Below are 22,170 nucleotides of genomic sequence, written 5' to 3'. Positions count from 1 at the left end.
CAAACCTCAGCCGCCAAATCCTTCACGAGAATTGCCATGCAAGTTGCAGCTCGACGTCCCCGCACCAACCATCTCGACCTTGCACAGCGCATTCTCGATGTGGCCCGGAAACGCGGCTTTGAACCCGGCGCTCATCTCCCGGAGCAGCAGATCGCTTCGCTCTGCAACGTATCCCGAACTCCGGTGCGGGCCGCGCTGCGTCTGCTCACTGAAAAAGGCGTGGTTCGATGGGAGGCTGAGTCCGGCTATCGCTTGGCGGTAGACCTCACGAGCCAGGCGACCGTCGCCGCCGACCTGCCGAGCGCCGAGGAGGATGAACTTGCCGACATGATCCTGCGAGACCGCTCGGCGCGCCGGCTGGACCAGACGGTCACCGTCGGAGCGCTGATGCGACGGTATAATGCCGAGCGCAGGACGGTACTAAAATCGCTGAAGAAACTGGCCGAGGAAAATCTTCTGGACCGCGCGCCGGGGCAGTCCTGGCTTTTCAGGAGAGCGCCGGACGATCTTGGCGCACAAGGGGAGAGCTATGAATTCCGGCTGTTGCTGGAACCCGCCGCCCTTCTGGAGCCTGGGTTCCGACTGGATGGGACGCGCGCGGCAGCCTTGCGACAGGGCATGGAAATGCTGCTGGCTCTTCCCGACGCGGCATTCGATTCCAGAGAGTTCCAACGGCTGGACATCGATTTTCACGGGATGATCGCCGGTGGCTCCGCCAACCGCTTCGTCGCCGAGGCGTTGGCCGATCATCTCCGGCTGCGCCGGCTGCCGGGAACGTATGCCGGCGTCAATGTCTTCCGGCTGAAGCAATCATTGCGCGAGCATCTGACCATACTCGACCATCTGGAGAGCCAGCAGTACGAGGTTGCAGCCGATCTGCTTCGGGTCCATCTGCGGCTTTCACGCAGCCAGCGACCGCAGGCGGCTAGTCGCGGGGCGCCCGCGCTGTTCGGCATGATCAGCCGGCCGGAATAACGTGGATCATGCGCAAAGGCAGCCCGACCATCGCACTGTTTCCGGAAGCGAGCTTCGGCGCTGCGCTGAATTGCGTTGGCATAGCGCAGGCCCTGCGCGCTCGTGGCGCCCGCCCGGTGTTCATCTGCCATGCCGGCTTTTCTGGCGTGTTCGCCGACTATGGGTTTCAGGAATACCAGTTGCCGACTGATGACCCGTTGACCGACCGCGAACGCCAGAGCTACTGGCAGGCCTTCGTGCGCCGTCATCTGCCGCATTTCAGGCTGAGCCCCATCGATCAGCTCGAAACCTACGTTGCCCCGACCTGGCAAGCAATTGTAGACACTGCGGTCAACGCCGAGGCGCCACTGCGCCAATTGCTGGCGCGGCTGAAGCCGGACGCCGTGGTGCTCGACAACGTCGTCATGTTCCCGGCATTGGCGACCGCCGGCTGCCCGTGGGTGCGCGTCGTCTCCTGCGCCGAAACTGAGCTTCCAGATGCCAATGTGCCACCCTATCTGTCCGGTCTCGCCGCCGACGACCCGAGCCGCGCGGCGTTCGAGGCGCGCTACCTGGCAGCGGTCGCTCCAGCCCATGACCGCTTCAATCGGCTTCGGACCGACGCCGGTCTTGCGCCCTTGCCGACGGGTCTTTTTCTGGAACCTTCGCCCGCCCTCAATCTGCTGCTGACCCCAACGATTGTGCGAAGGCAGCGCGCCGAGCCGCTCGACCCTGCCAGCTTCGTCTATCTCGAAGGCTGCGTTCGCTCGGAAGGGCCGTTCGACGTGCCGGTTTTTCCGCGCGATGGCGGACCGCTGGTTTATGTCAGTTTCGGTAGTCTTGGCGCCATGGATGTCGGCCTGATCCAGCGGATGCTCGCCGTTTTCGACAGGCTGCCGGCCCGCTTCATTGTCAACGCCGGAGGTCTGCGCGACAGCTATCGCGCCGTTCCGGACAATGTCTATCTCGATGCCTGGTTTCCACAGCCTTCGGTCGTGGCGAAATGCGACCTCTTCATTCATCATGGTGGCAACAACAGCTTTTGCGAAGCACTGCGTTTCGGTGTGCCGTCGCTGGTCATGCCCTATTGCTGGGACGGGCATGACAATGCGCAACGTGCCGAGGAAACCGGCGTCGGGCGCCACATCAGCCGCGATGGCTGGACGGAAGACGAATTGGAGCGAAGCATTCTCGGCCTGATGGCCGATGCTGCAATGCGCGCACGCCTCCGGGAGAATGCAGTGCATATGGCGCTGACACCCGGAACGGACGTGGCTGCCGAAGCCATTCTCGCTCTCGCAAGGACCCGACCTGATGCTTGACACCACAACAACGGATGCCTCGACCATGAACGGCACCAACGACCCGAAAGACTGGTTGGCCGCTCACGCTGTCAGCGAGGTCGAGTGCCTGGTGCCCGACATGAACGGCGTGCTGCGCGGCAAGGCCCTGCCAGCGGCCAAGTTCCTCAAGGCGATCGAGGACCGAGCACTCTATCTGCCGAGCAGCGCGTTCCTGGTCAGCATCGACGGCCGCTATTCCGGTTCCGTCGACGAGGGGTTCGCCTACCAGGACCCCGACATGCGGATGGTGCCGGATGTCGCAACACTCTGTCTGGCGCCCGGTGGCGGGCCAGGCAAGGCCTATGTCTTCGCCGATGCGTTCCACATGGACGACCGGCCGTGGATGGCTTCGCCGCGGCACGTGTTGCGGGCCGTGCTCGATCTATATCGCCAGCGCGGCTGGCGGGCGGTGGTGGCGCCGGAGCTTGAATTTTATCTCACCGCGCCCAATCCCGATCCCGACAGGCCGGTGATGGCGCCGGTCGGGCGCAATGGCCGCTCCGAAAGCGTGCAGCATCCCTATGACATGGCGGCACTGGAGCAATTCGAGCCGGTGATCCGGCGCCTGTATGGCTATGCTGCGGCAGCCGGACTGCCGCTCGACACGCTCATCCATGAATCGGGCACGGCCCAACTGGAGATCAATTTCCTGCATGGCGACGCGCTGCCGCTGGCAGACAAGGTGTTGCTGTTCAAGCGAATGACGCGCCAGGCCGCGCAGGAAGGTGGCATGCAGGCGACCTTCATGGCCAAACCGATAGCCGCACAAGCCGGCAGCTCAATGCATCTCCATATGTCTGTCGTCGACGAGGCCGGCAACACGCTGTTTGCCGGGCGTGACGGCGCCGACACCGAGATGTTCGGGCATTTCATCGGCGGCCTGCAGAAATACATTCCCGAGGTGATGCCGCTGTTTGCGCCGAACGTGAATTCGTTCCGCCGCATCCGGCCGAACCACAGTGCACCCGCCAACATCGAGTGGTCGCACGACAACCGCTCCTGCGGTCTGCGTGTGCCGGCCGGCGGGCGCACCGCGCGGCGCGTGGAAAATCGGCTGCCCGGCGCCGATGCCAACCCCTATCTGGCGATAGCCGGCTCGCTGCTTTGCGGTTATCTCGGCGTCGAGGAGAAGATCGCTCGTTCGACGGAAGCGCCGGGCAATGCCTATCGCAGCAGGAGCACGCTGCCCAAAACCATGGAAGAGGCGCTCGACCGCTTCGCTGCGTGCGATCCGGTTCGGGCGGTGCTCGGCGAGGATTTCTTCCAGACCTATTTGCGCGTCAAGAGCGTTGAGCTCGACCTGTTCCAGAGCGTCGTCACCTCTTGGGAACGCGACCATCTGCTGCTCAAGGTGTGATGATGGGCTTCAATTCTGGGGGCTTCAACTCCGGCCTGGATATCGGCAAATCCTACTATGTCGCGACGGCCAATCCGGCTCCGGACCATCCGGCGCTGCAGGGCGACGTCGACGCCGATCTGGTGGTGGTCGGCGGCGGTTGTACCGGCCTCTCCGCAGCCTTTCATGCAGCCGAACGCGGCCTGAAGGTGGTGCTGCTCGAAGGCGGCAAGATCGGCTGGGGGGCGTCGGGGCGCAATGGCGGCCAGATGATCCCCGGCCTGCGCAAGGGCGCCAAGGGGCTGGTCAACCTATATGGGCCGGAACGGGGGAGGGCGCTGTTCGATCTCGCCTTCGAGGCGCGGGCCCTCGTGCTCGGTCTGATCGAGCGCCATGCCATCGATTGCGACCTCAGGCTCACCGGCCATCTGGCCGGTGCGGTCAACGGTTCCGACCTGCGCGACCTCGAAGAAGAGGCCGAGTGCCTTTCTACGGTGATGAACTTTCATGATGTCGAGATGCTGTCGGCAGCGCAGGCGCGCGGAATGGTGAACACACCTTATCACGGCGCGATGTACGAGAAGCTCGGTGGCCATATGCATCCGCTGAACTACACGCTCGGTCTTGCTCGCGCCGCGGCTGCGGCGGGCGTCACCATCCACGAGAATTCGGTGGCGCTGCGGCTGGAGCGGGAACCTTCCCCCCGGGTTTCGACGGCCAAAGGCTCGGTCCGGGCCAGGCATGTCGTACTGGCCGGCGATGCGCTGCTCCACGGGCTTGAGCCGCGCGTCAACAGCCGCATCATGCCGGTCGGCAACTACATCATCGCCACCGAGCCGCTGGGCGACACGACCGACGTCGTCCCAAGCAATGTGGCCGTCTCCGACACGCGCTTCGTCGTCAATTACTACCGGCTGTCGGCGGATGGACGCCTGCTGTTCGGCGGCGGCGAGCGCTATACGCCGTCGCCGCCCGCCGACATTGCCGGCTTCGTGCGGCCGCACATGGAAGAGACCTTTCCGCAATTGCGCGGCCGCCGCATCGATCACGCCTGGGGCGGGCTGGTCTCGGTGACGACATCGCGCCTGCCGCATGTCGGTCGCTATGGCGACGTCTATTTTGCGCATGGCTATTCGGGCAAGGGGGTGATCCTGTCGACGTTGTCGGGCAAGCTGCTCGCTGAGGCGATCACCGCGGATGCTTCGCGGCTCGATCTGTTTTCGACCCTAAGCCCGCTGCCGTTCCCCGGCGGTACGGCGCTGCGCGGCCCGCTCTATGTGCTCGGCATGCTTTGGTACGCAATGCGTGACCGCATCAAACATTGAGCGCAGGCATGCGCAATGAGGCCGAGCGCCGCCACCAAGCGATTAACGGCTGATTTCGCGGCGGCGTCCGACTTGATCGATGCTTGAATATGGTCCGCAGGCAATGGTCGCGAGTCGGTTCGTGCCCTGCTCCCGAAGCCTGAGCGCCGATAGACCTGCCTGCTATTTCCTCAGCTAATAGATCGATATGATTGCAGGATTAACTGTTTCATAGCCCAGGCGCGGCTCCGATTTGTCTTTCGAAATCGCGCTGGAGACAGTTCCGGTTGAACTGCAATCCAATTTTGTTTCCCTGTTTTTCTTGATCGTGCTGCCCGACAGGTCGGCGCCGGCCGACGTTACTTCTGTACTGACCACTCTCTTTTTCTCGTGCGCAACGGCGGCGGTGGATACGGCAATCACAATTGCCGCGCAAACAATCGTCAATCTCATTGTTTCCCCCTTAGAGCACCGCAAAAATGTGGTCGACTGCCTTAAGACGCCGGCGAAGGCGGTATTCGCGCCTGGCCGGCCCATGCAGCTTCCGACTGCACAAGATTGTAACTACATTAGCTGCAGCGCAAGTAACCATTTCGGACTAGGGAACGGGTTCCCCTTCGATCGAAAGCGCTGGGCTGCCGGCGAAAAAGCAGGCGTTTTAGACTAGCCGTTCTCGCCGCCGAGCGCCTTCCAATTTTGGGACAGAGGTTGGCTGATGCCCTTAAACTCACGGCTACGCATTGGTTGGATCTATGCAGCGACAAGGCCAACCTTGGCAAAGCCTCTACATAGTCACCTTCGGGCAGCACCAGTCTTGGAATTCACGCCCTCAAGCAAGGCGAGCAGGCCTTTCAGAATTTCGATTGGCGGCGGCGGACAACCTGGAATGTGCAGATCGACAGGCAAGGCCTCGGACACTCCGCGCACCACCGCATAGCTGCCGGCGAAACAGCCGCCATTGCCTGCGCAATCTCCCAGTGCGACCACCCATTTTGGGTTGGGTGTTGCGTCGTAGGTCCGCTTCAATGCCTCGCGCATGTTTTTTGTGACCGGCCCGGTGACGAGCAGTACATCGGCATGGCGCGGTGATGCGACGAACCGGATCCCAAAACGCTCGATGTCATAGAAGGCGTTGTTCAGCGCGTGCATCTCAAGTTCGCAGCCGTTGCAGGAACCGGCATCGACCGCCCGGATCGACAGGCTTCGCCCCAATCGTTTGTGAGCAGCCCCATCGAGCGCGCGTGCGAGTTCGTCGACTGCCGTGCTGCTTGCCAACGGCGGACGCTCGGTGAGAGGGGGGCGTATCAGGCTTTCAAAAAGAAGCTTGCGCATGACAGCGTGCCTTCAGAGATCATGGCCCGAATAAGAGCAGTTGAACGATTTGTTGCACAGCGGAAAGTCGGCAACGATGTTTCCTTCGATCGCCGCTTCAAGGAGCGGCCATTGAAACCATGACGGATCACGGAGGTGACAGCGCTCGACCAAGCCGCCCTTGCCAATGCGCAGCCAGGCCAGAATGTCGCCGCGGAAACCTTCGACGAGCGCCATGCCTTCATGCGATCGGTTTGTCTGCGCGAAATCGACGCGGATCGGCCCCTCTGGCAGTTGTCGCAGGACTTGTTCGATCAGGGACAGGCTCTGTTCGACCTCGTGGATACGAATCCATACACGGGCGTTCACATCGCCTTCCTGGAGGAGAGGTACATCGAAGGCGAGTTCGCCATAGGGTGGATAAGCGAGATTGCGTCGGGCATCGAAGTCCCGACCGGAGGCCCGGCCAACGTAGCCTCCGGCGCGATATTGACGAGCGAGTTCCACCTTCAGCCGGCCAGTTGCGACAGTCCGATCCTGCAGCGACGCCGTGTTGTCGTAGAGCTCGACCAGCGCGGGAAACCGCTGCCTGATCTCTGCGATCAGGGACCTGAGCGCTGTCGTGCCCTCATCGCTCAGGAAGCTTGCCACGCCTCCGGGCACGATGCAGTCGCGCATCAAACGATGACCGAAGGCAGCATCGCTTGCCCGCAATACGCGCTCACGCAGCACCCCACAGTGGGCATGCATGAGCGCGAAGGCGGCATCATTGCAGATAGCGCCGATGTCGCCCAGATGATTGGCCAGGCGCTCCAACTCGGCCATGAGCGCTCGCAGCCAGACCGCGCGTGGGGGAACCTGGACACCCAGCGCCGCCTCGACCGCGCGGGCAAAAGCGAGGGAGTATGCCACGGTACTGTCGCCAGAGGTTCTGCCCGCCAATTTGGCTGCACGGTCGATGTCGGACCCCGCCATCAGGCCTTCTATACCCTTGTGCGCGTATCCGAGGCGCTGCTCCAGCCGGACGACCGTTTCACCGCTCGCCGTGAACCGGAAATGGCCCGGCTCGATGATGCCGGCATGCACGGGCCCGACCGGGATCTGATGCAGGCTCTCCCCCTCGGCAGGCAGGAAACTGTACGGGAAGGCTGTCGCGGCAGACGTCCGGACGCGGGTACTCAACGGATAGCTGACACCCCAATGGCCATGATCAAGCCACCGTCTCGTATCAGGCGCGCCTTGTGGCAGGAGCCCGAACAGGTCAGCAGCCGCACGTTCGAGCCGCAATGCGGGCGGATGCAGCCGGCCGACCGATGGGTAGCGGCCACTGGGGCATTCCAGGCTGACGACGCCGATGTCCCCGGCGCTTTCATCGAGAAGTGCCATGTGGACGGCGCCTGGCTCACCCCATAGGCCGAGCAAGCTCCAGTGGCCCTCGGCCAGTTGCTCGACGGCAAAGCCCCATTTTTTCGGAGTCACCACGGCGCGTGACCACGGGAAATGATTTTCGACACGTTGGCCAGCAAGGATGAGGTCGATCAGCGCGGGCATGCTCTTTCTCTCCTCTGCTCACCCCAGGATACTTGCGACGTGCTGGAACCATGTGACCAGCGGTGGCGGCAGATAGATGCCGGCGGCAAACACCAACGCCAAGTGGGAATACATTGGAATGTAGGACGCCTCGGCGGGTGCAGTGCTGCCGCGCGGTTCGCCGAAAGCGACGCCGGTCAGTCGAAGCAGCAGGGCGCCGAAAGCGAGCAGAATCCCGAAAACCAAGGGCATCGCCAAAAGAGGGTGTCTTGCAAATGTCGAACTCACGACCAGGAATTCGCTCATGAAGATACCGAGCGGAGGGAGGCCGGCAATGGCAACGACGCCGATGACGAGCGCCCAGCCAAGGGCAGGATGTGTTTCCGTCAGTCCCCGGATTTCGGCGATGTTCTGTGTCCCCTTGACCTGGGCAATGTGGCCGACCGTGAAAAAGATCGCCGACTTGGTCAGGCTGTGCATGACCATGTGCAGCAGCCCGGCAAAATTGGCGAGCGGGCCTCCTATGCCGAAGGCGAACACGATGATGCCCATGTGCTCGATCGAGGAGTACGCGAACAGGCGTTTGATGTCGCGGCGGCGGTAGAGCATGAAGGCCGCGAAGACAAGCGACGTCAGTCCCATCGTGATCATCAATGGCCCAGGAGCGATCGCTTCCGGGCTTGCCGCGAGCAATAGCTTGAAGCGCAGCACGGCATAGAGTGCGACGTTTAACAGCAAGCCCGACAGCACTGCGGAAATCGGCGTTGGACCCTCAGCATGCGCGTCTGGCAGCCAGGCATGTAAGGGCGCAAGGCCGACCTTCGTCCCGTAGCCGAGCAGCAGAAAGATGAAGGCGACATTGAGCAGAGCCGGATCGAAGCGCGCGGCGTGAGCGATGAGCACCGTCCAGACCATCGCATTCGTCCCCTCGCCAACAACCGGCTGTGCAGCCATGTAGACGAGGATGGTACCGAACAGTGCGAGCGCGATGCCGACGCTGCCCAGAATGAAATATTTCCAGGCTGCCTCCAGCGCTTCGTGCGTGCGGTAGATGCCGACCATGAGCACGGTGGTCAGCGTGGCAAGCTCCACCGCCACCCACATCAAGCCAATATTGTTCGACACGAACGCCAGGTTCATGCCGAACATCATGACCTGGTACATTGCGTGATAAAACCGCAAGTTCGGGACTGTCAGCCGCCCGCTCTCCAGTTCGTGGGCAATGTAGGAAGCGCTGAAGACGCTGGTGGTGAAGCCGACGAATGTGTTGAGCACGATGAAGACGATATTGAGATCGTCGACGAGCAGATACTGCCCAGGCTGCGGGCGGTCGGTGACAAGAAGCGACAGTGCGGCGAGCAAGGTCAGCAAGCTCGCCGCGACATTGACGCCCGCCGATATCCGGTATTTCGGCAGCGCCGCCAGAAGTGCGGCCGCGAAGACCGGTATCAGCAAAATGGCGGCCACCGCATCGAGGGAAAACGCGGTCAACGGTGTTCTCCCCTGTAGTCGTCGAGCGCGCCGACATCCACCGAGTCGAACCTCTCGCGGATGCGGAACAGGAAGACTCCGATGACGATGAAGGCGATAAGGATCGAGAAGGCGACACTGATCTCGACGACCAGAGGCATGCCCTTGGCCCCCGTGGCGGCGAGGACCAGACCGTTCTCGAGCGACATGAATCCGACAACTTGGCTGACGGCGTTGCGGCGGGTGACCATCACCAGCAGCCCCAGCAAAATGATGGACAGCGCGAAAGCCAGGTCCTCGCGGGCGAGGGGATCAGCCTCGGGAGTGACGCGCAGCATCAGGACCATGGACAAGGTCACCAGGCCTATCCCCGCAAGCATCGTCGTACCGATGCCGACGGCGGTCTCGACGTCACGATGGATGCCGAGCCGCTGAATGATGCGATGAAGCCCGACAGGAATGACGATCGCCTTGAAGACGAGGGCGATTGCCGCCGTGACGTAGAGATGATGCGCGTCCTGAATGTATGCCTGCCAAGCTACGGACAGGGCCAGCACGATTGCATGAAGCGCAAAAACGTTGATCAGAGCAAAGAGGCGATCCTGATACAGCATCATGAAACTGACCAGCACCAGGCCGCCGGCGAGCAGGTGAGCGATGTCGAAGGTGAGGCCGTTCATCAGAGGCTCCGCGAGACGAACAGCAGGAGCGTGCCGAGCAGGGCCAGCATCAGCGCTGCCCCGAGGAAATCCGGGACGCGGAAGACGCGCATCTTGGCGATGGCAGTCTCAAACACGGCGAGGAGAACGCCACAGACGGCAAGCTTGCCGACATAGGCGACGACACCCGGAGCAAGGGATTCCAGTCCTGCACCGGCGCTCGCCAGTCCCCAAGGTAGGAAGACGCAGGAAATCAGCGACACATAGAGCAGAAGCTTGAGGAAGGCGGCAAACTCGATCATCGCCAGATGGCGACCGGAATATTCCAGCACCATCGCCTCATGAACCATGGTGAGTTCCAGATGGGTCGATGGGTTGTCCACGGGTATGCGGGCGTTTTCGGCGATCGCCACCATCACGAGGGCGATGAGCGACATCCCGAGCGACACCCGCAAGCCAACCTCCGGTGACCCCATGAAGGCGGCGACCGTTGAGAGTTGCGTAGCACCCGCGACGAGCGCCAGGCTGAACACGATGAGCAGCATGGCGGGTTCGGCCAGCGAAGCGATCATCACCTCGCGGCTCGAGCCGATGCCGCCGAAGCTCGTGCCGACGTCCATGCCTGCCAGCGCCAGGAAGAACCGGGCGCTTCCCAGCAGTGCGACAATGGCTATGAGATCGGCGGTCCAACTGAATGTGAGGCCGGCGGCGAATGTCGGGATGAGCGCCGCGCCGACCCAGGTGGTGGCAAAGATCAGATAGGGCGTCACGCGAAACAGCCAGGATGCGTTGTCCGCCAGAACGACTTCCTTGCGCATCAGCCGCAAGAGATCGCGGTAAGGTTGGATCAGGGAAGGACCCTGGCGGCGCAAGAGCCGTGCCTTCACCTTGCGCACGAATCCGGTCAGGAGCGGCGCCAGCAAAAGCACCAGCGCCATCTGCGCGCCTTGAACGGCCAACTCGAGAATCACGGCCATAGTGCGAGCACCAGGAGCAGGACAATGAGAAAGAGAAAGACGAGGGTCAGGTAGCGCCTGATCGTCAGGAACTGCAGATGGTTGAGGTGGTCGGTCGCAAAGTCGAGGGCCCGGCCGATAGGCAGGTACAGCGTCTCCCAGATCACATCATGCATTTCGACATTCAGACGAGCCGGACCGGTCTCGCCAGGTGCCGGCATTTCGACGGTTTCCCTTGCACGGAATACGAACGTGCCGAAGACGCGGCGGATAGGCTGCGCGAAGCTGACGGCCGTGTACTGCGAGCTCGGGACCACATCCGGGAAGCCACAACCCCAGGCGGGACCCCGACGGAGTGCATGTGATGCAAAGCGATGGATCACATATGCCGCAGCGGATGCGGAAAAGGCGATGAACAGGAACACCAACAGGCCGTTGTAGGAACTGCGGCTCGCTGCAATCGGCACGATAGACAGCCAGGGCTGGGCCACCTGCACAGGCATCCGACTGCCGATCAGTGGCAGTGTCACCGATGAGAGGCCGTCTATCACAAGACCGGGCAGAATGCCGGCCAGGAGACAAAGGGCAGCGAGAATGAACATTGCCGCCAGCGAGTAGCGGTCGACCTCATGCGCCAGTTCCACCGCGGCCGAGCGTGGCCGGCCGAGGAATGCAATCCCGAACGCCTTTACAAAGCAGGCCGCGGCCAGTGCCGCTGACAGCGCCAGCAGACCGCCAACGGCGGGCACCATGACCTTCAGTCCCCATTGTGGCAGATCGGGGCTCTGCAATATGGCCTGAAAGGCCAGCCATTCGGAGACGAAGCCGTTGAAGGGTGGAAGTGCCGAGATCGCGACGCAACCGACGAGAAAGGCAAAACTTGTAAAGGGCATGCGGTGGATGAGACCGCCCAGCTTCTCCATATCCCGCTCTCCGGTTGCCGTCAGCACGGCGCCCGCGCCGAAAAACAGCAGGCTCTTGAAAAAGGAATGGTTGAGGACGTGGAACAGCGCGGCGGTGAGCGCCAGCGCTGCAGCCGATGGCATGGCGTTCGCCTTGAAAGCGAGCGCGAGACCAAGGCTTACGAAGATGACGCCGATGTTTTCAATGGTGCTATAGGCAAGCAGTCGCTTCAGGTCCTTTTCCATCAGCGCGTAGAGGATGCCGAGAACCGCCGTCAGCCCGCCAAGGAAAAGCACGGCAACGCCCGACCACCATGCCGGCTCACCGAGCAGATCGAAAATAACGCGTATGAAGCCATAGACTGCGACCTTGGTCATCACGCCGCTCATCAGAGCCGAGACGTGGCTTGGCGCGGCCGGATGGGCGAGTGGCAGCCAGACGTGCAGCGGGACGAGTCCGGCCTTGGAGCCGGCGCCCAGCAGCATGAGAACCAGGACGAAAGCAGCGGCGAACGGGGTGGGATCGGCGGCTCGCATCGCGTCGAATGTGTAGGTTCCATCGGATCCGGCGAGCAGGCCGAACGCAAGCAGCAGCGCGAGTGTGCCGAAGCTCGCCATCACGAGATAGATGTAGCCCGCCCGCGCATTGTCCTGCTTGCGATGGTGCGCCATGACGAGCGCCCAGGAGGCGAGCGACATGAATTCCCAGGAAAGCAGGAAAGTGAAGGCGTCGTCGGCCACCACGACAAGGTTCATTCCGGCTAGGAAAGCCGGGAAGAACGGCAGCACCCGATGCGGCGCAGACTCATGCCTGCCGTAGCCGAGGCCATAAAGACTGGCCATGGAGCCGCCGAAGTTGACGACGATGAGGAAGAAAGTCGACAGCGCATCCAAACGGAAATGAGCGCCAATCCATGGCAATCCAAGAGGCAACACCACAGTCGACGGGGTGACGGGATTGTCGGCGATGCGGCTCGCGAGAACCATGAGCACGGCCGCCGATATACCTAGCGTCAAGCCGTAGATCAGGCGTGTTCCCGAGTCGGATCTGCGGCTTTCCGCAATCGCAAGCACCGCAGTCCCCAGGAGCGCAGCGACGCCCCACAGGAGGACCGCGGCCCCCGAAATCACGCCACGCTCCTCACGGGGAGTTTGGCATCCGTATCGACTCCGCCAAGGATTTTGGCGGGGTCAAAATCCGCTTTCAGTCGCACGCCGCGCCCACCGATTTGGCTGGAGGCGCCTTCAGCGATCAATTCCACACCGGCGAGGTCAAGTGCCCCGATCAGCTTCATGAGAGAATCGACGTTACCCCGAATAATCGACTCGCTGGCTTCCATGCGTTGAATTGTCGGCACGGAAAGACCGGACAATTCGGCAAGCCTGCGCTGGTCGATGCCAAGGAGCGCCCTCGCGGCACGCAACTGTGGAGCAGTTATCACGGTCGCGTCCCCCTTTTGATCAGCTTTGAGATATTATCTCTACGTCTTGCAGCATATATTAAAATGCGGCGCATTCAATTAGTGATGCGTGACGCATCTGTCTTGAGGCTGTAGAAAACCGGGCGATACGCCCTGCCTCGAACCAAAGCCATGCGGCCATTCCCGTCACGGCCAGTCTTGTCGCCAGCCATCTCGGATTTGCGCGTGATGGGGCTGGCAATGGGCCCTTATCTCGGCCGGCCACTCGATTGGAGCCGCCGCGGGCGCGTCGGCTATCTCTTCGACCTCACTCTACGCTATGAGTGGGTATGGCTGAGTTCGCTTGCTCTTGTCGTTGGGCCGATCTCATCGTGTTCGTGCTTCAGGATCGGCCAAAACAGATAGCTGCCGAAATCCAGGAACAGCGCCTTCGCGAATGTGCTGCCAAATCTGGCATGCGGCAAAGCTCTGCAGCGCTACTGCCAAAGCCGCCTCATGCGAACGGAGACGTCCTCCAGGACTGGCATGGAGGCCAGCACGAGGAGAATGGCCGCCAGAAACAACGTCGCCGCGAAGCCGACATGCTTGAAACCCACAGCGCCGACGACGCCGCCGAGAAAGAACAATGCTGGTCGTCACGCTCTCGCTTTATGCCATCCAGAACGCCCTGCTCAGCCGCAGCGGCGCCGGTCTGCGAGGCCCGGATGTCCTCCCCGCGATCAACCACCACCAGCCGGCTTGGCCGCTTCGGCCTCGGGCTGACGGCCATGATGGTGCTGGCTTTCCTCATGGCGCCGCTGATCATCATCGTGCTGTTCTCGTTCAAGAGCAGCGGCGATTTCACCTTTCCCATCACCGGCTGGTCGCTGAAATGGTACCGCGAGTTCTTCTCGATGCAGACCTGGATGGATGCCCTGCGCAACAGCCTGGTTCTGGCTGTCTCGACGACACTTTTGGCGACGCCGCTAGGCACCATGGCCGCGCTCGGCCTCGCGGCGCCTAATCTGCCAGGTCGGCGCACGATCTCCGCCTTGCTGCTGGTGCCGATGATCGCGCCGGTGGTCATCGTCGGCGTCGGCATGTATTTCGTCTTCTCGATGGCCGGCCTGACCGCGACCCTTCCCGGCCTCATCCTCGGCCATACCTCGCTCGCCGTTCCCTTCGTCGTGGTGACCATGATTGCGTCCACAGCGCTCGGCCGCTCGAATCGATAGCGCCGGCCGTCCCGACAAGGAACCCCTCGGCTTCTGGCCACGGGTTTGTCGATCAAACGCATGTTGCCCAAAACTGCACAGCGGCTCGGGACAGCGGCTCGGATTGAAACAGGAGCACAAAAGCGCGTCAGCGGATCGTGGTCTATCGCGTAATAAAGCCTTTCAGGAACGCGGCTAGCGATGGAAGTCGAGTTAATCCTGATCGTCCAGCAAAGCGATGGCATCGAACGGTTGTTCGCGCGGCACCCGGATTTCGGCGCCGATACTTTGAAGGCTGGCAAGGAGTGCCGACACCCTTTCGGGCTCTTCCGGGTTCTGTTTCAGCACGCCGCCGGCAAGTCGGGTCAGCGGGCTATGGAGGAATTGCCGCTAGCGGGCAAAGGTGATGCGGATCGCTCCATAGGGTCCGAAATCGGCAGCGATAGTGTCACTGTGGCGACACTCCACGGGCCGGATGAACGAGCCCGACAGCACGGCCTGTCCGGCGGATATCTGCATGCCGTACTGATGCAGCCGGTTGGCCAGCCAGGCGATGCCCTTCGCCGGATGATCGAGCACCCCGGCGCCGAGCCCGGTCTCTTCGACCTCGCCATTGCGCGACAGGATGGCGCCGATCCAGCGCAGGTCGGCCTCGCGCGGTCCGGCACGACGGCCGCCGACGACGACGCCGGCATTGGCGGCATTGTCGGAGATGGTGTCGAAGAAGGTCCGTATCCTGCCGCTCTCCTTGTTGACGCGCTCGATACGGGTGTCGAGGATCTCCAGCGCCGGCGTGATGTAGTCGGTGGCGTCGAGCACGTCGTCGATCGACACGTCCGGACCGGCCAGCGACGCCTTCATGACGAAGGCGATCTCGGCCTCGATGCGCGGCTGGATGAAGCGGCCGGCTGGAACGGTGCCGCCGTCATCGAAGAACATGTCGTCGAACAGCACACCGGAATCCGGAATGTCGATGGCGAGCGCCGACTGCATCGCCTTGGAGGTCAGGCCGATCTTCCAGCCTTTGATCGTCAGGCCCGAGGCCACTTTTCGTTTCACCAGCGCCGCCTGGACGAGATAGGCGTCATCCATCGTCGCCCCGGGGAAATCAAGGCTGAGCAGCCTGATCTGGCGGCGGTCGCGCTCGGCCTCGAACAGCCTCGCGGCCGCGTCTTCGACCTGTTCTGGCGTCATCATCGGCCGGTCCCTTCGTCGACGACGCCGTTGCTGAGCAAGCCAATGCCGTCGGCCTCGACCTCGATCACGTCGCCCGGCTTCAGCCAGATTGGCGGGTCGAACCGGGCGCCAGCGCCGGTCGGCGTGCCGGTGACGATGACGTCGCCCGGCGCCAGCGTGGTGAAGGTCGAGATGTAGTTGATGATCTTGCGGAAGGAAAAGATCATGCGGCCGGTGCGGTCCTGCTGGCGAACCTCGCCATTGACGCGCGTGGTCAGCGCGATGTCAGCGATCTGTGCCTCGTCGGTGAACGGCACAAGCCAGGGGCCGATAGAGCCGGTCCGGTCGAAGTTCTTGCCCTGCGTGACGTTGAACTTGGCATGCCGCACCCAGTCGCGGATGGTCCCTTCGTTGCAGAGCGAAAGTGCTGCGATATGGCCCAGCGCATCCGCCTCGGCGATCCTGCGGCCGCCCTTGCCGATGACGATGACGATCTCGCCCTCATAATCGAGCTGCGGCGATTCCGACGGCCGCACCAGGGGCGTGCCATGGCCGACGAAGGAGCGCGGGAAGCGGATGAACAGCGACGGGTTCGAGGGTGCGGCCTGTCCGTCCTTGTACTCCTCGTTGCGGTCCGGATAGTTGACGCCGACGCAGATGATCTTTTCGGGCGAGGGGACGGGTATCTCGTAGGCGATGGCATCGAGCGGGAAATCGGCGGCGAAAGCGTCCGCCTCTTCCGCCAGCCGTCGCAGTGCGCCGGCCTCTATCACCTCGCGCAAACTCGGCCACTGTGCGTGTCGCGCCGACAGGTCGACGCCGCCCTTGTCGGTGATTGCGCCGTAGCGCGTTTTGCCGCCAACGGTGAAGGTGGCGAGACGTGCCGCGCTCATTTGTTTCCCCTGCAGTTAGCCGACGTCACGGCGCGACGATCGGCGAGGCCGCCAGATCGGACTTGCGCGGCTCGACGCCGGCAAAGGTGCTGCCTTCCTCGAACCAGCTCTTCGGCGCCGGTGCGCCCCACAGCGTCTGGCGCTGCGGGTCCTTGAGGTCCCATTTGATCGGCTCTAGGTCGGGATCTACCGTCTGGTAGTCCGAGCAATAGATCTCGATGCGGTGATTGTCGGGATCACGGATATAGAGGAAGAAGGCGTTGGAGATGCCGTGCCGGCCGGGGCCGCGCTCGATGTTCGGCAGCCAGCCGGTGGTGGCCATCAGGTCGAGCAGATCGATGATGTTGAGCGGTGTCGGCACCCAGAAGGCGACGTGGTGCAGGCGTGGGCCAATGCCGTTGGTGAAGGCGATGTCGTGGACACCGCCCTTGCGGTGCGTCCATGCCGCCCAAAGTCTTCCGGTCGCGGCATCCTCCGTGTACTCGGTCACGCGGAAGCCGAGCTCGTTGTAGAACGCCACCGATTCATCGACATTGGGCGAGAAGCAGTTGAAGTGGTCGATGCGCAGCGGCTTGACGCCCTTATACAGCGCATACTTCTGATGGATCGGCGGCAGCCGCTCCATTCTGGAATAGAATTCGAGCGGAATGCCGTGCGGGTCGCGGGTGCGGAAGGTACGCGACTGGTAGGGCCGCTCGACCCATTTCACAGGCAGGCCCCTGGCTTTGAAGAAGTGCTCGGCCTTGTCGAGATCGTCGTCGGAAAACAGCTTGAAGCCGAGGTCGCGGGCTTCCGGCGCGGCACCTTTCCTGAGCACGATGCAATGGTGGCCGCGCTCTTCCATGGCGCGCAGATAGATGGCGTCCTTGGTCTCGTCGGTCACCTGCAGGCCGAGCGTGTCGACATAGAACGCGCGCGACTTACCGAGGTCCGTAACAGCCAGCTCGACGTGGCTGAGCCGCACGATGTTGAATGCCGGGTAGAGATTGGGTGTGGGCAAGGGCATCGTTGGGGTCTCCGGTCAGCCGCCGAGCTTCTGGATGGAATGCGGCGCCGTGGCGAACGCGATGTTCTTGGTTTCCATGTAGAAATCGAACGACCAGTCGCCGCCGTCGCGGCCGATGCCTGAGTTCTTGGCGCCGCCGAACGGCGTCGGCAGGTGGCGCACATTCTCCGAATTGACCCAGATCATGCCGGCGTCGAGCGCGTCGGTGAAGCGGAAGGCGCGGGTGACGTCCGAGGTCCAGAGATAGCCGGTCAGGCCGTATTGCGTGTCGTTGGCCAGCGCCAGCGCCTCGGCCTCGTCCTTGAACGAGATGGCGGTCAGCACGGGTCCGAATATCTCTTCCTGGGCGATGCGCATCTTGTTGGTGGCGCCGACGAACAGCGTCGGGCTGACATAGCAGCCGCCGCCCGGACCGGCGAACTTGCCGCCGCCGGCGGCGACGACAGCGCCTTCCGACTTGCCGATCTCGATATAGGACAGCACCTTTTCCTCATGCACCGGATGGATCAGTGGGCCAACCACGGTTTCGGGGTCGAGCGGATGGCCTATCCTGATGCGCTTGGCCTTCTCCGCCACCAGCGCGGTGAACTTGTCGTAGATGCTTTCCTCGACCAGCAGGCGTGAGGACGAGGTGCAGCGCTCGCCGTTCAGCGAATAGATCATGAAGACGGCAGCGTCGGCCGCCCGCTCCAGATCGGCATCGGCAAAGACGATGACCGGGTTCTTGCCGCCGAGTTCGAAATGCACGCGCTTCAGCGTGTCGGCACCCTGCTTCATGATCATCGAGCCGGTGCGGCTTTCGCCGACGAAGCCGATCGCCTTGATGTCGGGGTGTTCGGTCAGCGCTCTGCCGGCGTCCTCGCCAAAGCCGTTGACGAGGTTCCACACGCCCTTCGGCAGGCCGGCCTCCTCGGCGATCTCGACCAAAAGCCGCGCGGTCAGCGGCGAGAACTCGGCTGGCTTGTGGACGATCGTACAGCCGGCGGCGAGCGCCGGCGCGATCTTCCAGGTCGAGAGCATGAAAGGTGTGTTCCACGGCGTGATCACGCCGACCGGGCCGACCGGCACGCGCGTCGTCATGTTGACCTGGTTCGGTGCGCGGATCGTGTGGCCGTCGCGGGCCTCCGGCGCGCGGTCGGCGTAGAAGCGGAAGTTCTCCGCGCCGCGCAGCGCTGCCTTGGCCATGAACTTCAATGACTGGCCGGTGTCCATGCATTCGACGAAAGCGATTTCCTCGGCCCGCGCGACGATGGCGTCGGCTATTTTGTGCAACTGCTTCTTGCGGGCGTCGCCTGATATCGCCGCCCAGTCGCGGAAGGCAGCCTTCGCCGCCTTGGCGGCGCGGTCGATGTCGGCGGCCTTGCCGCGTGCCACCTTGGCGATCGGCTTCAGGTCGATTGGCGACAGCGTCTCGTATGTCGAGCCGTCGGCGGCCGGCACGGTTTCGCCGCCGATCTGGTTGAGCACGCCAGCGCTTCTGAAGCGCTCGAGATAGGCCTCGGCCTTTCTCAGATTGTCGTCCAATGCCGCCATGATATGGGTTCCTGTCACTTGCCGCGCAGGCGCGGGTGGATGGCATTCTTCTTCCAGCTTAGTTCGGCATCGATCTCGCGGATCTCCAGCGACAGCGCGAAATGCGGCGTCGTGAACAGAGATGCGAGATGATCCGAAACAGTAGTGAAGATCGCCTCGCCGGTGCGTTTCTTTTCCTCGGCGCTGCGGCCCTTGCCGATGCGGAAGTTCATGTCGATGAACCCGTTCTCCGGGAGGCGATCGGCGATCGCGTATGCCTCGGCGCGAAAAGCGCGTACCCTCACCGCGCCATGTTCGAACAGGCCGGTTTCGAGGATGGTGCGAGCGACCAGCGTGCAAAGCGCGCTGATGTCGACCTTGGCGTCGAGATTCGCCGAATATTCGATCGCCATATGTGGCAAGGTTTCCTCCACCTTGTAATTAACATGTGAATTACATCTTGACGGCGGAATGTCAAGTGTCGTTCTCTATGCAGATACAGCTCTCGATGGTGGGATTGCCGCCCCCGGCGAAATCGCGGATATAGCTGCGATCCGAGTCTCATTGTGTGGTGCGAGTCGTACCGGAATTGGAATTTTTTGGAGACCTGACCTTGCTACCGCCCAGCACCCGCCGCTCCCTGCCCATGGCTCTGCTTCGCGCCCGCGAAGTGATCATGGCGCATTTCCGGCCGATGCTTGCCCGCCACGACATCACTGAGCAGCAGTGGCGCGTGCTGCGTGTGCTTGCCGAAGCCGGGCCGCTCGAGGCAACCGAACTTGCCCATCGCGCCTCGATCCTTCCGCCCAGCCTGACCCGCATCATCAAGGCGATGGAGGAACGGCAGTTCATCACCCGCAACAAGGTCAAGGATGACGGTCGCCGGGCGCTGCTCGCAATCAGCCCGGCCGGGCTGGCGCTGATCGAGGATTTGTCGCCCGAGCGCATCGCCATCTACGATGCGATCGAGCAGCGCTACGGCGCCGAACAGCATGAGCACCTGCTCGACCTGCTCGAAAGCCTGATCCAGTCGGAATCTTCCGAAAACCAGACTTGACAGCCTCTACCCGCCAAAACTGCCGAGTGCGCTCGGCTGCATGTAGTTGCGGCCGACATAGAGCAGCGCCGCCTCGTCGCTGCCGTGGCGGATGTCGACGACGCGGCCGAACATCACATTGTGCGTGCCAACCTTGTTCACGTCGCCGATCTCGCAATCGAAGCTGACGATGGCGTCGAGCAGCGCCGGCATGCCGGACGGCATGGTCTGCCATCTTGCCGCATTGTAGCGCTCGCCCATGTCGCGGATCGTACCGGCGAACTTTGCCGCCAGATGGGTGTGTAACTGCGTCAGCACGTTGACGCAGAAACGCTGGTTGGCGAGGAACAGACCGGTCTGCGCCGAGCGCTCGTTCATGCACACAAGCAGCGTCGGCGGATCGTCGGAAACGCTGCACATGGCGGTCGCAGTGAAGCCGCCGCGGCCGGCCGGCCCATCAGTCGTGACGATGTTGACCGGCGCACAGACCCGCGCCATCGCCTCACGGAACTCCAGCCTTGCAACTTGTGGCTCCATGGCCGGGACCTCAGCTTGCGCCAGCCGGCAGCGGCGGCAGCCAGGTGTCGCCAGTCCAGCCCTTTTCGTCGTAGTCGGCCATGCAGGTGTCGACCAGTTCCTCCATCGCCCTCAGGCGCCCGCCGCGCTCAGCGCCCTTCAGCACCTGCAGCCGCACCTCTTCCGGCGCACCGGCATAGTTGAGCTCATAGAGCGCGTGGCGGCCGCCGAACTCGGTGCCGGTCGCATCCCACAGCAGCTTCATGATCTTGATGCGTTCGACATGGCCCATGTCATTGGAGCCGCGCACGTACTGGGCAAGGTACTTGTCGATCTCCGGATTGTCGAAATCCTTTGCCGAGGACGGCAGGTAGATCAGCCCCGAAGCGATGACTCGGCGCACCGTATCGATAACGCGCGGATAGGCCTCCGACATGAAAGTGCGATAGGCGAGCGCCGCTTCGAGATTGGGCAGCACGGCGCCGTTCGCCCATGGGATCGGGTTGTGCGCCATGGCGTTGGAAAAGCTCCAGAACATGTGGCGCAGCGCAATTACTTCGCCGAGGGCCGCCTGGTTGCCGCGGAAGGCATCCCCGCCCGTCGCGCGCAGCGCCTTCGCCAGCAGGCCTGCGAGGAAGTCGAGCTTGACGGCGAAGCGCGTGCAGCCCTGAAAACAATAGCCGTGCATGAAGCCCGACGCCGGGTGGAAGGAGAGGATCTTCTGCGCATCGCGCAGCACCAGCACGTCCTCCCAGGGGATGAAGACATTGTCCAGCACCAGGATCGCATCGTTCTCGTCGAAACGAGACGACAGCGGATAGTCGAAGGGATGGCCGACCGTGTTGGCCGTCTGCTCGTAAGAGACGCGGCAGAACATCTTTATCCCCGGCGCGTTCATAGGCACGATGAACATCACCGACAATGACGGGTCCTCGGTGACCGTCGCCGAGCTCTGCGCCAGGAAATTGTAATGGGTGAGCGCTGACGACGTCGCCACCACCTTGGCGCCGGACACCCAGATGCCGGCGTCGTTCTCCTTCGTGATGTGCACGAACACGTCCTTCACCTGCTCGGCCGGCTTGTGGCGGTCGATCGGCGGGTTGACGATGGCATGGTTCATGAACAGGGCCGCTTCCTGGGCGCGTTTGTGCCAGGCGAGTGCATTTCCCCTGAACGGGCCGTACCACTCGGCATTGGCGCCGAGCGTGTTCATAAGTGCTGCCTTGTAATCGGGCGTGCGCCCCATCCAGCCGTAGGACATGCGCGACCAGTCGGCGATGGCGGTCTGCTGTGCGGCGAGATCCGCGGCGGAATGGGCGACGCGGAAATATTTGTGCGTGTAGCCGCCAGAACCGGTGTCGGTCGGCGAGGTCAGCACCGCCTGCCGCGCCGGATCGTGCAAGGCATTGTAGAGGCGGGCCAGCGAGCGCGCCGAGTTGCGCATCGCCGGATGGGTGGTGACGTCGGCAATCCGCTCGCCATTGATATAGACCTCGCGCCCGTCGCGCAGGCTCTGCAAATATTCGGCACCGGTAAACGGCCGTTTCGTGTCGGCCCGGAAATCTTCCGATCGCATCATGATCCTCCTTTAACGCGTCAACTGTAGCGATCGTCGTGACAAAGGTTTATGGACGAAAGTATAGAACCACTTG

At 62.7% G+C, this 22,170-nt stretch carries 22 protein-coding genes; 6 read left to right on the top strand and 16 right to left on the bottom strand.

Annotation, left to right across the window (positions count from 1 at the left end; translation table 11 throughout):
- Window positions 1–36: 36 nt before the first annotated feature.
- The 4 genes from NKJ81_RS00510 to NKJ81_RS00495 are packed head-to-tail and all read left to right on the top strand — an operon-like array spanning window position 37 to window position 4,958.
- Window positions 37–975 (top strand): GntR family transcriptional regulator, encoded by a 939-nt coding sequence (locus tag NKJ81_RS00510; RefSeq protein ID WP_352539288.1) that lies wholly within the window; start codon window positions 37–39, stop codon window positions 973–975.
- 5 nt (window positions 976–980) lie between these two features.
- Window positions 981–2,276, top strand: a complete 1,296-nt coding sequence (locus NKJ81_RS00505; protein WP_352539481.1) for a nucleotide disphospho-sugar-binding domain-containing protein — start codon at window positions 981–983, stop codon at window positions 2,274–2,276.
- Complete coding sequence (locus NKJ81_RS00500; RefSeq protein WP_352539287.1) at window positions 2,269–3,654, top strand: glutamine synthetase family protein; 1,386 nt, start codon at window positions 2,269–2,271, stop codon at window positions 3,652–3,654. The genes NKJ81_RS00505 and NKJ81_RS00500 overlap by 8 nt, the downstream gene beginning before the upstream one ends.
- Window positions 3,654–4,958: an NAD(P)/FAD-dependent oxidoreductase gene (locus tag NKJ81_RS00495; protein ID WP_352539286.1), complete on the top strand. Its 1,305-nt coding sequence runs from the start codon at window positions 3,654–3,656 to the stop codon at window positions 4,956–4,958. Before NKJ81_RS00500 ends, NKJ81_RS00495 begins: the two co-directional genes overlap by 1 nt.
- A gap of 174 nt (window positions 4,959–5,132) precedes the next feature.
- Here the strand turns inward: NKJ81_RS00495 and NKJ81_RS00490 are convergent, their stop codons facing one another.
- From NKJ81_RS00490 to NKJ81_RS00450, 9 genes are all read right to left on the bottom strand, one after another.
- Window positions 5,133–5,390 carry a hypothetical protein gene (locus NKJ81_RS00490; RefSeq protein ID WP_352539285.1) on the bottom strand — a complete coding sequence of 86 codons (258 nt, stop codon included), beginning with the start codon at window positions 5,388–5,390 and terminating at the stop codon, window positions 5,133–5,135.
- Window positions 5,391–5,729: 339 nt separating this feature from the next.
- The gene (locus tag NKJ81_RS00485) at window positions 5,730–6,269 is read right to left on the bottom strand and encodes an NADH-quinone oxidoreductase subunit B family protein (RefSeq protein ID WP_352452927.1); all 540 of its coding nucleotides are present in this window, start codon (window positions 6,267–6,269) and stop codon (window positions 5,730–5,732) included.
- Between the two features lie 12 nt (window positions 6,270–6,281).
- Window positions 6,282–7,799: a hydrogenase large subunit gene (locus NKJ81_RS00480; RefSeq protein ID WP_352539284.1), complete on the bottom strand. Its 1,518-nt coding sequence runs from the start codon at window positions 7,797–7,799 to the stop codon at window positions 6,282–6,284.
- A gap of 18 nt (window positions 7,800–7,817) precedes the next feature.
- Window positions 7,818–9,269, bottom strand: coding sequence for a hydrogenase 4 subunit F (locus NKJ81_RS00475; RefSeq protein WP_023675518.1), 1,452 nt, complete (start codon window positions 9,267–9,269; stop codon window positions 7,818–7,820).
- Window positions 9,266–9,928, bottom strand: coding sequence for a hydrogenase-4 component E (locus tag NKJ81_RS00470; protein ID WP_023675519.1), 663 nt, complete (start codon window positions 9,926–9,928; stop codon window positions 9,266–9,268). The genes NKJ81_RS00475 and NKJ81_RS00470 overlap by 4 nt, the downstream gene beginning before the upstream one ends.
- Entirely contained in the window at window positions 9,928–10,884 is a 957-nt protein-coding gene (locus tag NKJ81_RS00465; protein WP_023675520.1) for a respiratory chain complex I subunit 1 family protein, read from the bottom strand. The genes NKJ81_RS00470 and NKJ81_RS00465 overlap by 1 nt, the downstream gene beginning before the upstream one ends.
- Window positions 10,875–12,896: a hydrogenase 4 subunit B gene (gene hyfB / locus NKJ81_RS00460; protein ID WP_502904263.1), complete on the bottom strand. Its 2,022-nt coding sequence runs from the start codon at window positions 12,894–12,896 to the stop codon at window positions 10,875–10,877. Before hyfB ends, NKJ81_RS00465 begins: the two co-directional genes overlap by 10 nt.
- Complete coding sequence (locus NKJ81_RS00455) at window positions 12,893–13,207, bottom strand: helix-turn-helix domain-containing protein (RefSeq protein WP_023675522.1); 315 nt, start codon at window positions 13,205–13,207, stop codon at window positions 12,893–12,895. The genes hyfB and NKJ81_RS00455 overlap by 4 nt, the downstream gene beginning before the upstream one ends.
- Window positions 13,208–13,662: 455 nt before the next feature.
- Window positions 13,663–13,812: a hypothetical protein gene (locus NKJ81_RS00450; protein ID WP_352469632.1), complete on the bottom strand. Its 150-nt coding sequence runs from the start codon at window positions 13,810–13,812 to the stop codon at window positions 13,663–13,665.
- A 78-nt stretch (window positions 13,813–13,890) separates the two neighbouring features.
- On the opposite strand from NKJ81_RS00450, the gene NKJ81_RS00445 reads away from it, so the two are divergent.
- The gene (locus NKJ81_RS00445; protein ID WP_352539283.1) at window positions 13,891–14,400 is read left to right on the top strand and encodes an ABC transporter permease; all 510 of its coding nucleotides are present in this window, start codon (window positions 13,891–13,893) and stop codon (window positions 14,398–14,400) included.
- 369 nt (window positions 14,401–14,769) lie between these two features.
- Here the strand turns inward: NKJ81_RS00445 and hpaH are convergent, their stop codons facing one another.
- The 5 genes from hpaH to NKJ81_RS00420 are packed head-to-tail and all read right to left on the bottom strand — an operon-like array spanning window position 14,770 to window position 19,388.
- Window positions 14,770–15,576: a 2-oxo-hept-4-ene-1,7-dioate hydratase gene (gene hpaH / locus NKJ81_RS00440; protein ID WP_352539282.1), complete on the bottom strand. Its 807-nt coding sequence runs from the start codon at window positions 15,574–15,576 to the stop codon at window positions 14,770–14,772.
- Window positions 15,573–16,448, bottom strand: a complete 876-nt coding sequence (locus NKJ81_RS00435) for a fumarylacetoacetate hydrolase family protein (RefSeq protein ID WP_352469636.1) — start codon at window positions 16,446–16,448, stop codon at window positions 15,573–15,575. Before NKJ81_RS00435 ends, hpaH begins: the two co-directional genes overlap by 4 nt.
- A gap of 25 nt (window positions 16,449–16,473) precedes the next feature.
- The gene (gene hpaD, locus NKJ81_RS00430) at window positions 16,474–17,454 is read right to left on the bottom strand and encodes a 3,4-dihydroxyphenylacetate 2,3-dioxygenase (RefSeq protein ID WP_352469637.1); all 981 of its coding nucleotides are present in this window, start codon (window positions 17,452–17,454) and stop codon (window positions 16,474–16,476) included.
- A 15-nt stretch (window positions 17,455–17,469) separates the two neighbouring features.
- Window positions 17,470–18,987, bottom strand: a complete 1,518-nt coding sequence (hpaE, locus tag NKJ81_RS00425) for a 5-carboxymethyl-2-hydroxymuconate semialdehyde dehydrogenase (protein ID WP_352539281.1) — start codon at window positions 18,985–18,987, stop codon at window positions 17,470–17,472.
- A gap of 14 nt (window positions 18,988–19,001) precedes the next feature.
- The gene (locus NKJ81_RS00420) at window positions 19,002–19,388 is read right to left on the bottom strand and encodes a 5-carboxymethyl-2-hydroxymuconate Delta-isomerase (RefSeq protein ID WP_352503132.1); all 387 of its coding nucleotides are present in this window, start codon (window positions 19,386–19,388) and stop codon (window positions 19,002–19,004) included.
- A gap of 224 nt (window positions 19,389–19,612) precedes the next feature.
- Here NKJ81_RS00420 and hpaR point away from each other — a divergent pair, with 224 nt between their 5' ends.
- The gene (gene hpaR / locus NKJ81_RS00415) at window positions 19,613–20,023 is read left to right on the top strand and encodes a homoprotocatechuate degradation operon regulator HpaR (protein ID WP_352539479.1); all 411 of its coding nucleotides are present in this window, start codon (window positions 19,613–19,615) and stop codon (window positions 20,021–20,023) included.
- Window positions 20,024–20,029: 6 nt separating this feature from the next.
- Here the strand turns inward: hpaR and NKJ81_RS00410 are convergent, their stop codons facing one another.
- Window positions 20,030–20,539: a flavin reductase gene (locus tag NKJ81_RS00410; RefSeq protein ID WP_027027471.1), complete on the bottom strand. Its 510-nt coding sequence runs from the start codon at window positions 20,537–20,539 to the stop codon at window positions 20,030–20,032.
- A 10-nt stretch (window positions 20,540–20,549) separates the two neighbouring features.
- On the bottom strand, window positions 20,550–22,094 hold the full coding sequence (locus tag NKJ81_RS00405) for a 4-hydroxyphenylacetate 3-hydroxylase N-terminal domain-containing protein (protein ID WP_352539478.1): 1,545 nt from the start codon (window positions 22,092–22,094) through the stop codon (window positions 20,550–20,552).
- Window positions 22,095–22,170: the final 76 nt, after the last annotated feature.

It is taken from the genome of Mesorhizobium sp. M0018 (assembly GCF_040323955.1).
Lineage (GTDB): Bacteria > Pseudomonadota > Alphaproteobacteria > Rhizobiales > Rhizobiaceae > Mesorhizobium.
Note: the sequence above shows the minus strand (reverse complement) of the source record. Positions and strands in the feature narration are given on the sequence as shown.

Bases quoted from the DNA above. Each gene is read 5' to 3' on its own strand.
- NKJ81_RS00510 (WP_352539288.1), top strand. From the start codon at position 37: ATGCAAGTTGCAGCTCGACGTCCCCGCACCAACCATCTCGACCTTGCA.
- NKJ81_RS00500 (WP_352539287.1), top strand. From the start codon at position 2,269: ATGCTTGACACCACAACAACGGATGCCTCGACCATGAACGGCACCAAC.
- NKJ81_RS00495 (WP_352539286.1), top strand. From the start codon at position 3,654: ATGATGGGCTTCAATTCTGGGGGCTTCAACTCCGGCCTGGATATCGGC.
- NKJ81_RS00490 (WP_352539285.1), bottom strand. From the start codon at position 5,390: ATGAGATTGACGATTGTTTGCGCGGCAATTGTGATTGCCGTATCCACC.
- NKJ81_RS00485 (WP_352452927.1), bottom strand. From the start codon at position 6,269: ATGCGCAAGCTTCTTTTTGAAAGCCTGATACGCCCCCCTCTCACCGAG.
- NKJ81_RS00480 (WP_352539284.1), bottom strand. From the start codon at position 7,799: ATGCCCGCGCTGATCGACCTCATCCTTGCTGGCCAACGTGTCGAAAAT.
- NKJ81_RS00470 (WP_023675519.1), bottom strand. From the start codon at position 9,928: ATGAACGGCCTCACCTTCGACATCGCTCACCTGCTCGCCGGCGGCCTG.
- NKJ81_RS00465 (WP_023675520.1), bottom strand. From the start codon at position 10,884: ATGGCCGTGATTCTCGAGTTGGCCGTTCAAGGCGCGCAGATGGCGCTG.
- NKJ81_RS00445 (WP_352539283.1), top strand. From the start codon at position 13,891: ATGTCCTCCCCGCGATCAACCACCACCAGCCGGCTTGGCCGCTTCGGC.
- hpaH (WP_352539282.1), bottom strand. From the start codon at position 15,576: ATGATGACGCCAGAACAGGTCGAAGACGCGGCCGCGAGGCTGTTCGAG.
- NKJ81_RS00435 (WP_352469636.1), bottom strand. From the start codon at position 16,448: ATGAGCGCGGCACGTCTCGCCACCTTCACCGTTGGCGGCAAAACGCGC.
- hpaD (WP_352469637.1), bottom strand. From the start codon at position 17,454: ATGCCCTTGCCCACACCCAATCTCTACCCGGCATTCAACATCGTGCGG.
- hpaE (WP_352539281.1), bottom strand. From the start codon at position 18,987: ATGGCGGCATTGGACGACAATCTGAGAAAGGCCGAGGCCTATCTCGAG.
- hpaR (WP_352539479.1), top strand. From the start codon at position 19,613: ATGGCTCTGCTTCGCGCCCGCGAAGTGATCATGGCGCATTTCCGGCCG.
- NKJ81_RS00410 (WP_027027471.1), bottom strand. From the start codon at position 20,539: ATGGAGCCACAAGTTGCAAGGCTGGAGTTCCGTGAGGCGATGGCGCGG.
- NKJ81_RS00405 (WP_352539478.1), bottom strand. From the start codon at position 22,094: ATGCGATCGGAAGATTTCCGGGCCGACACGAAACGGCCGTTTACCGGT.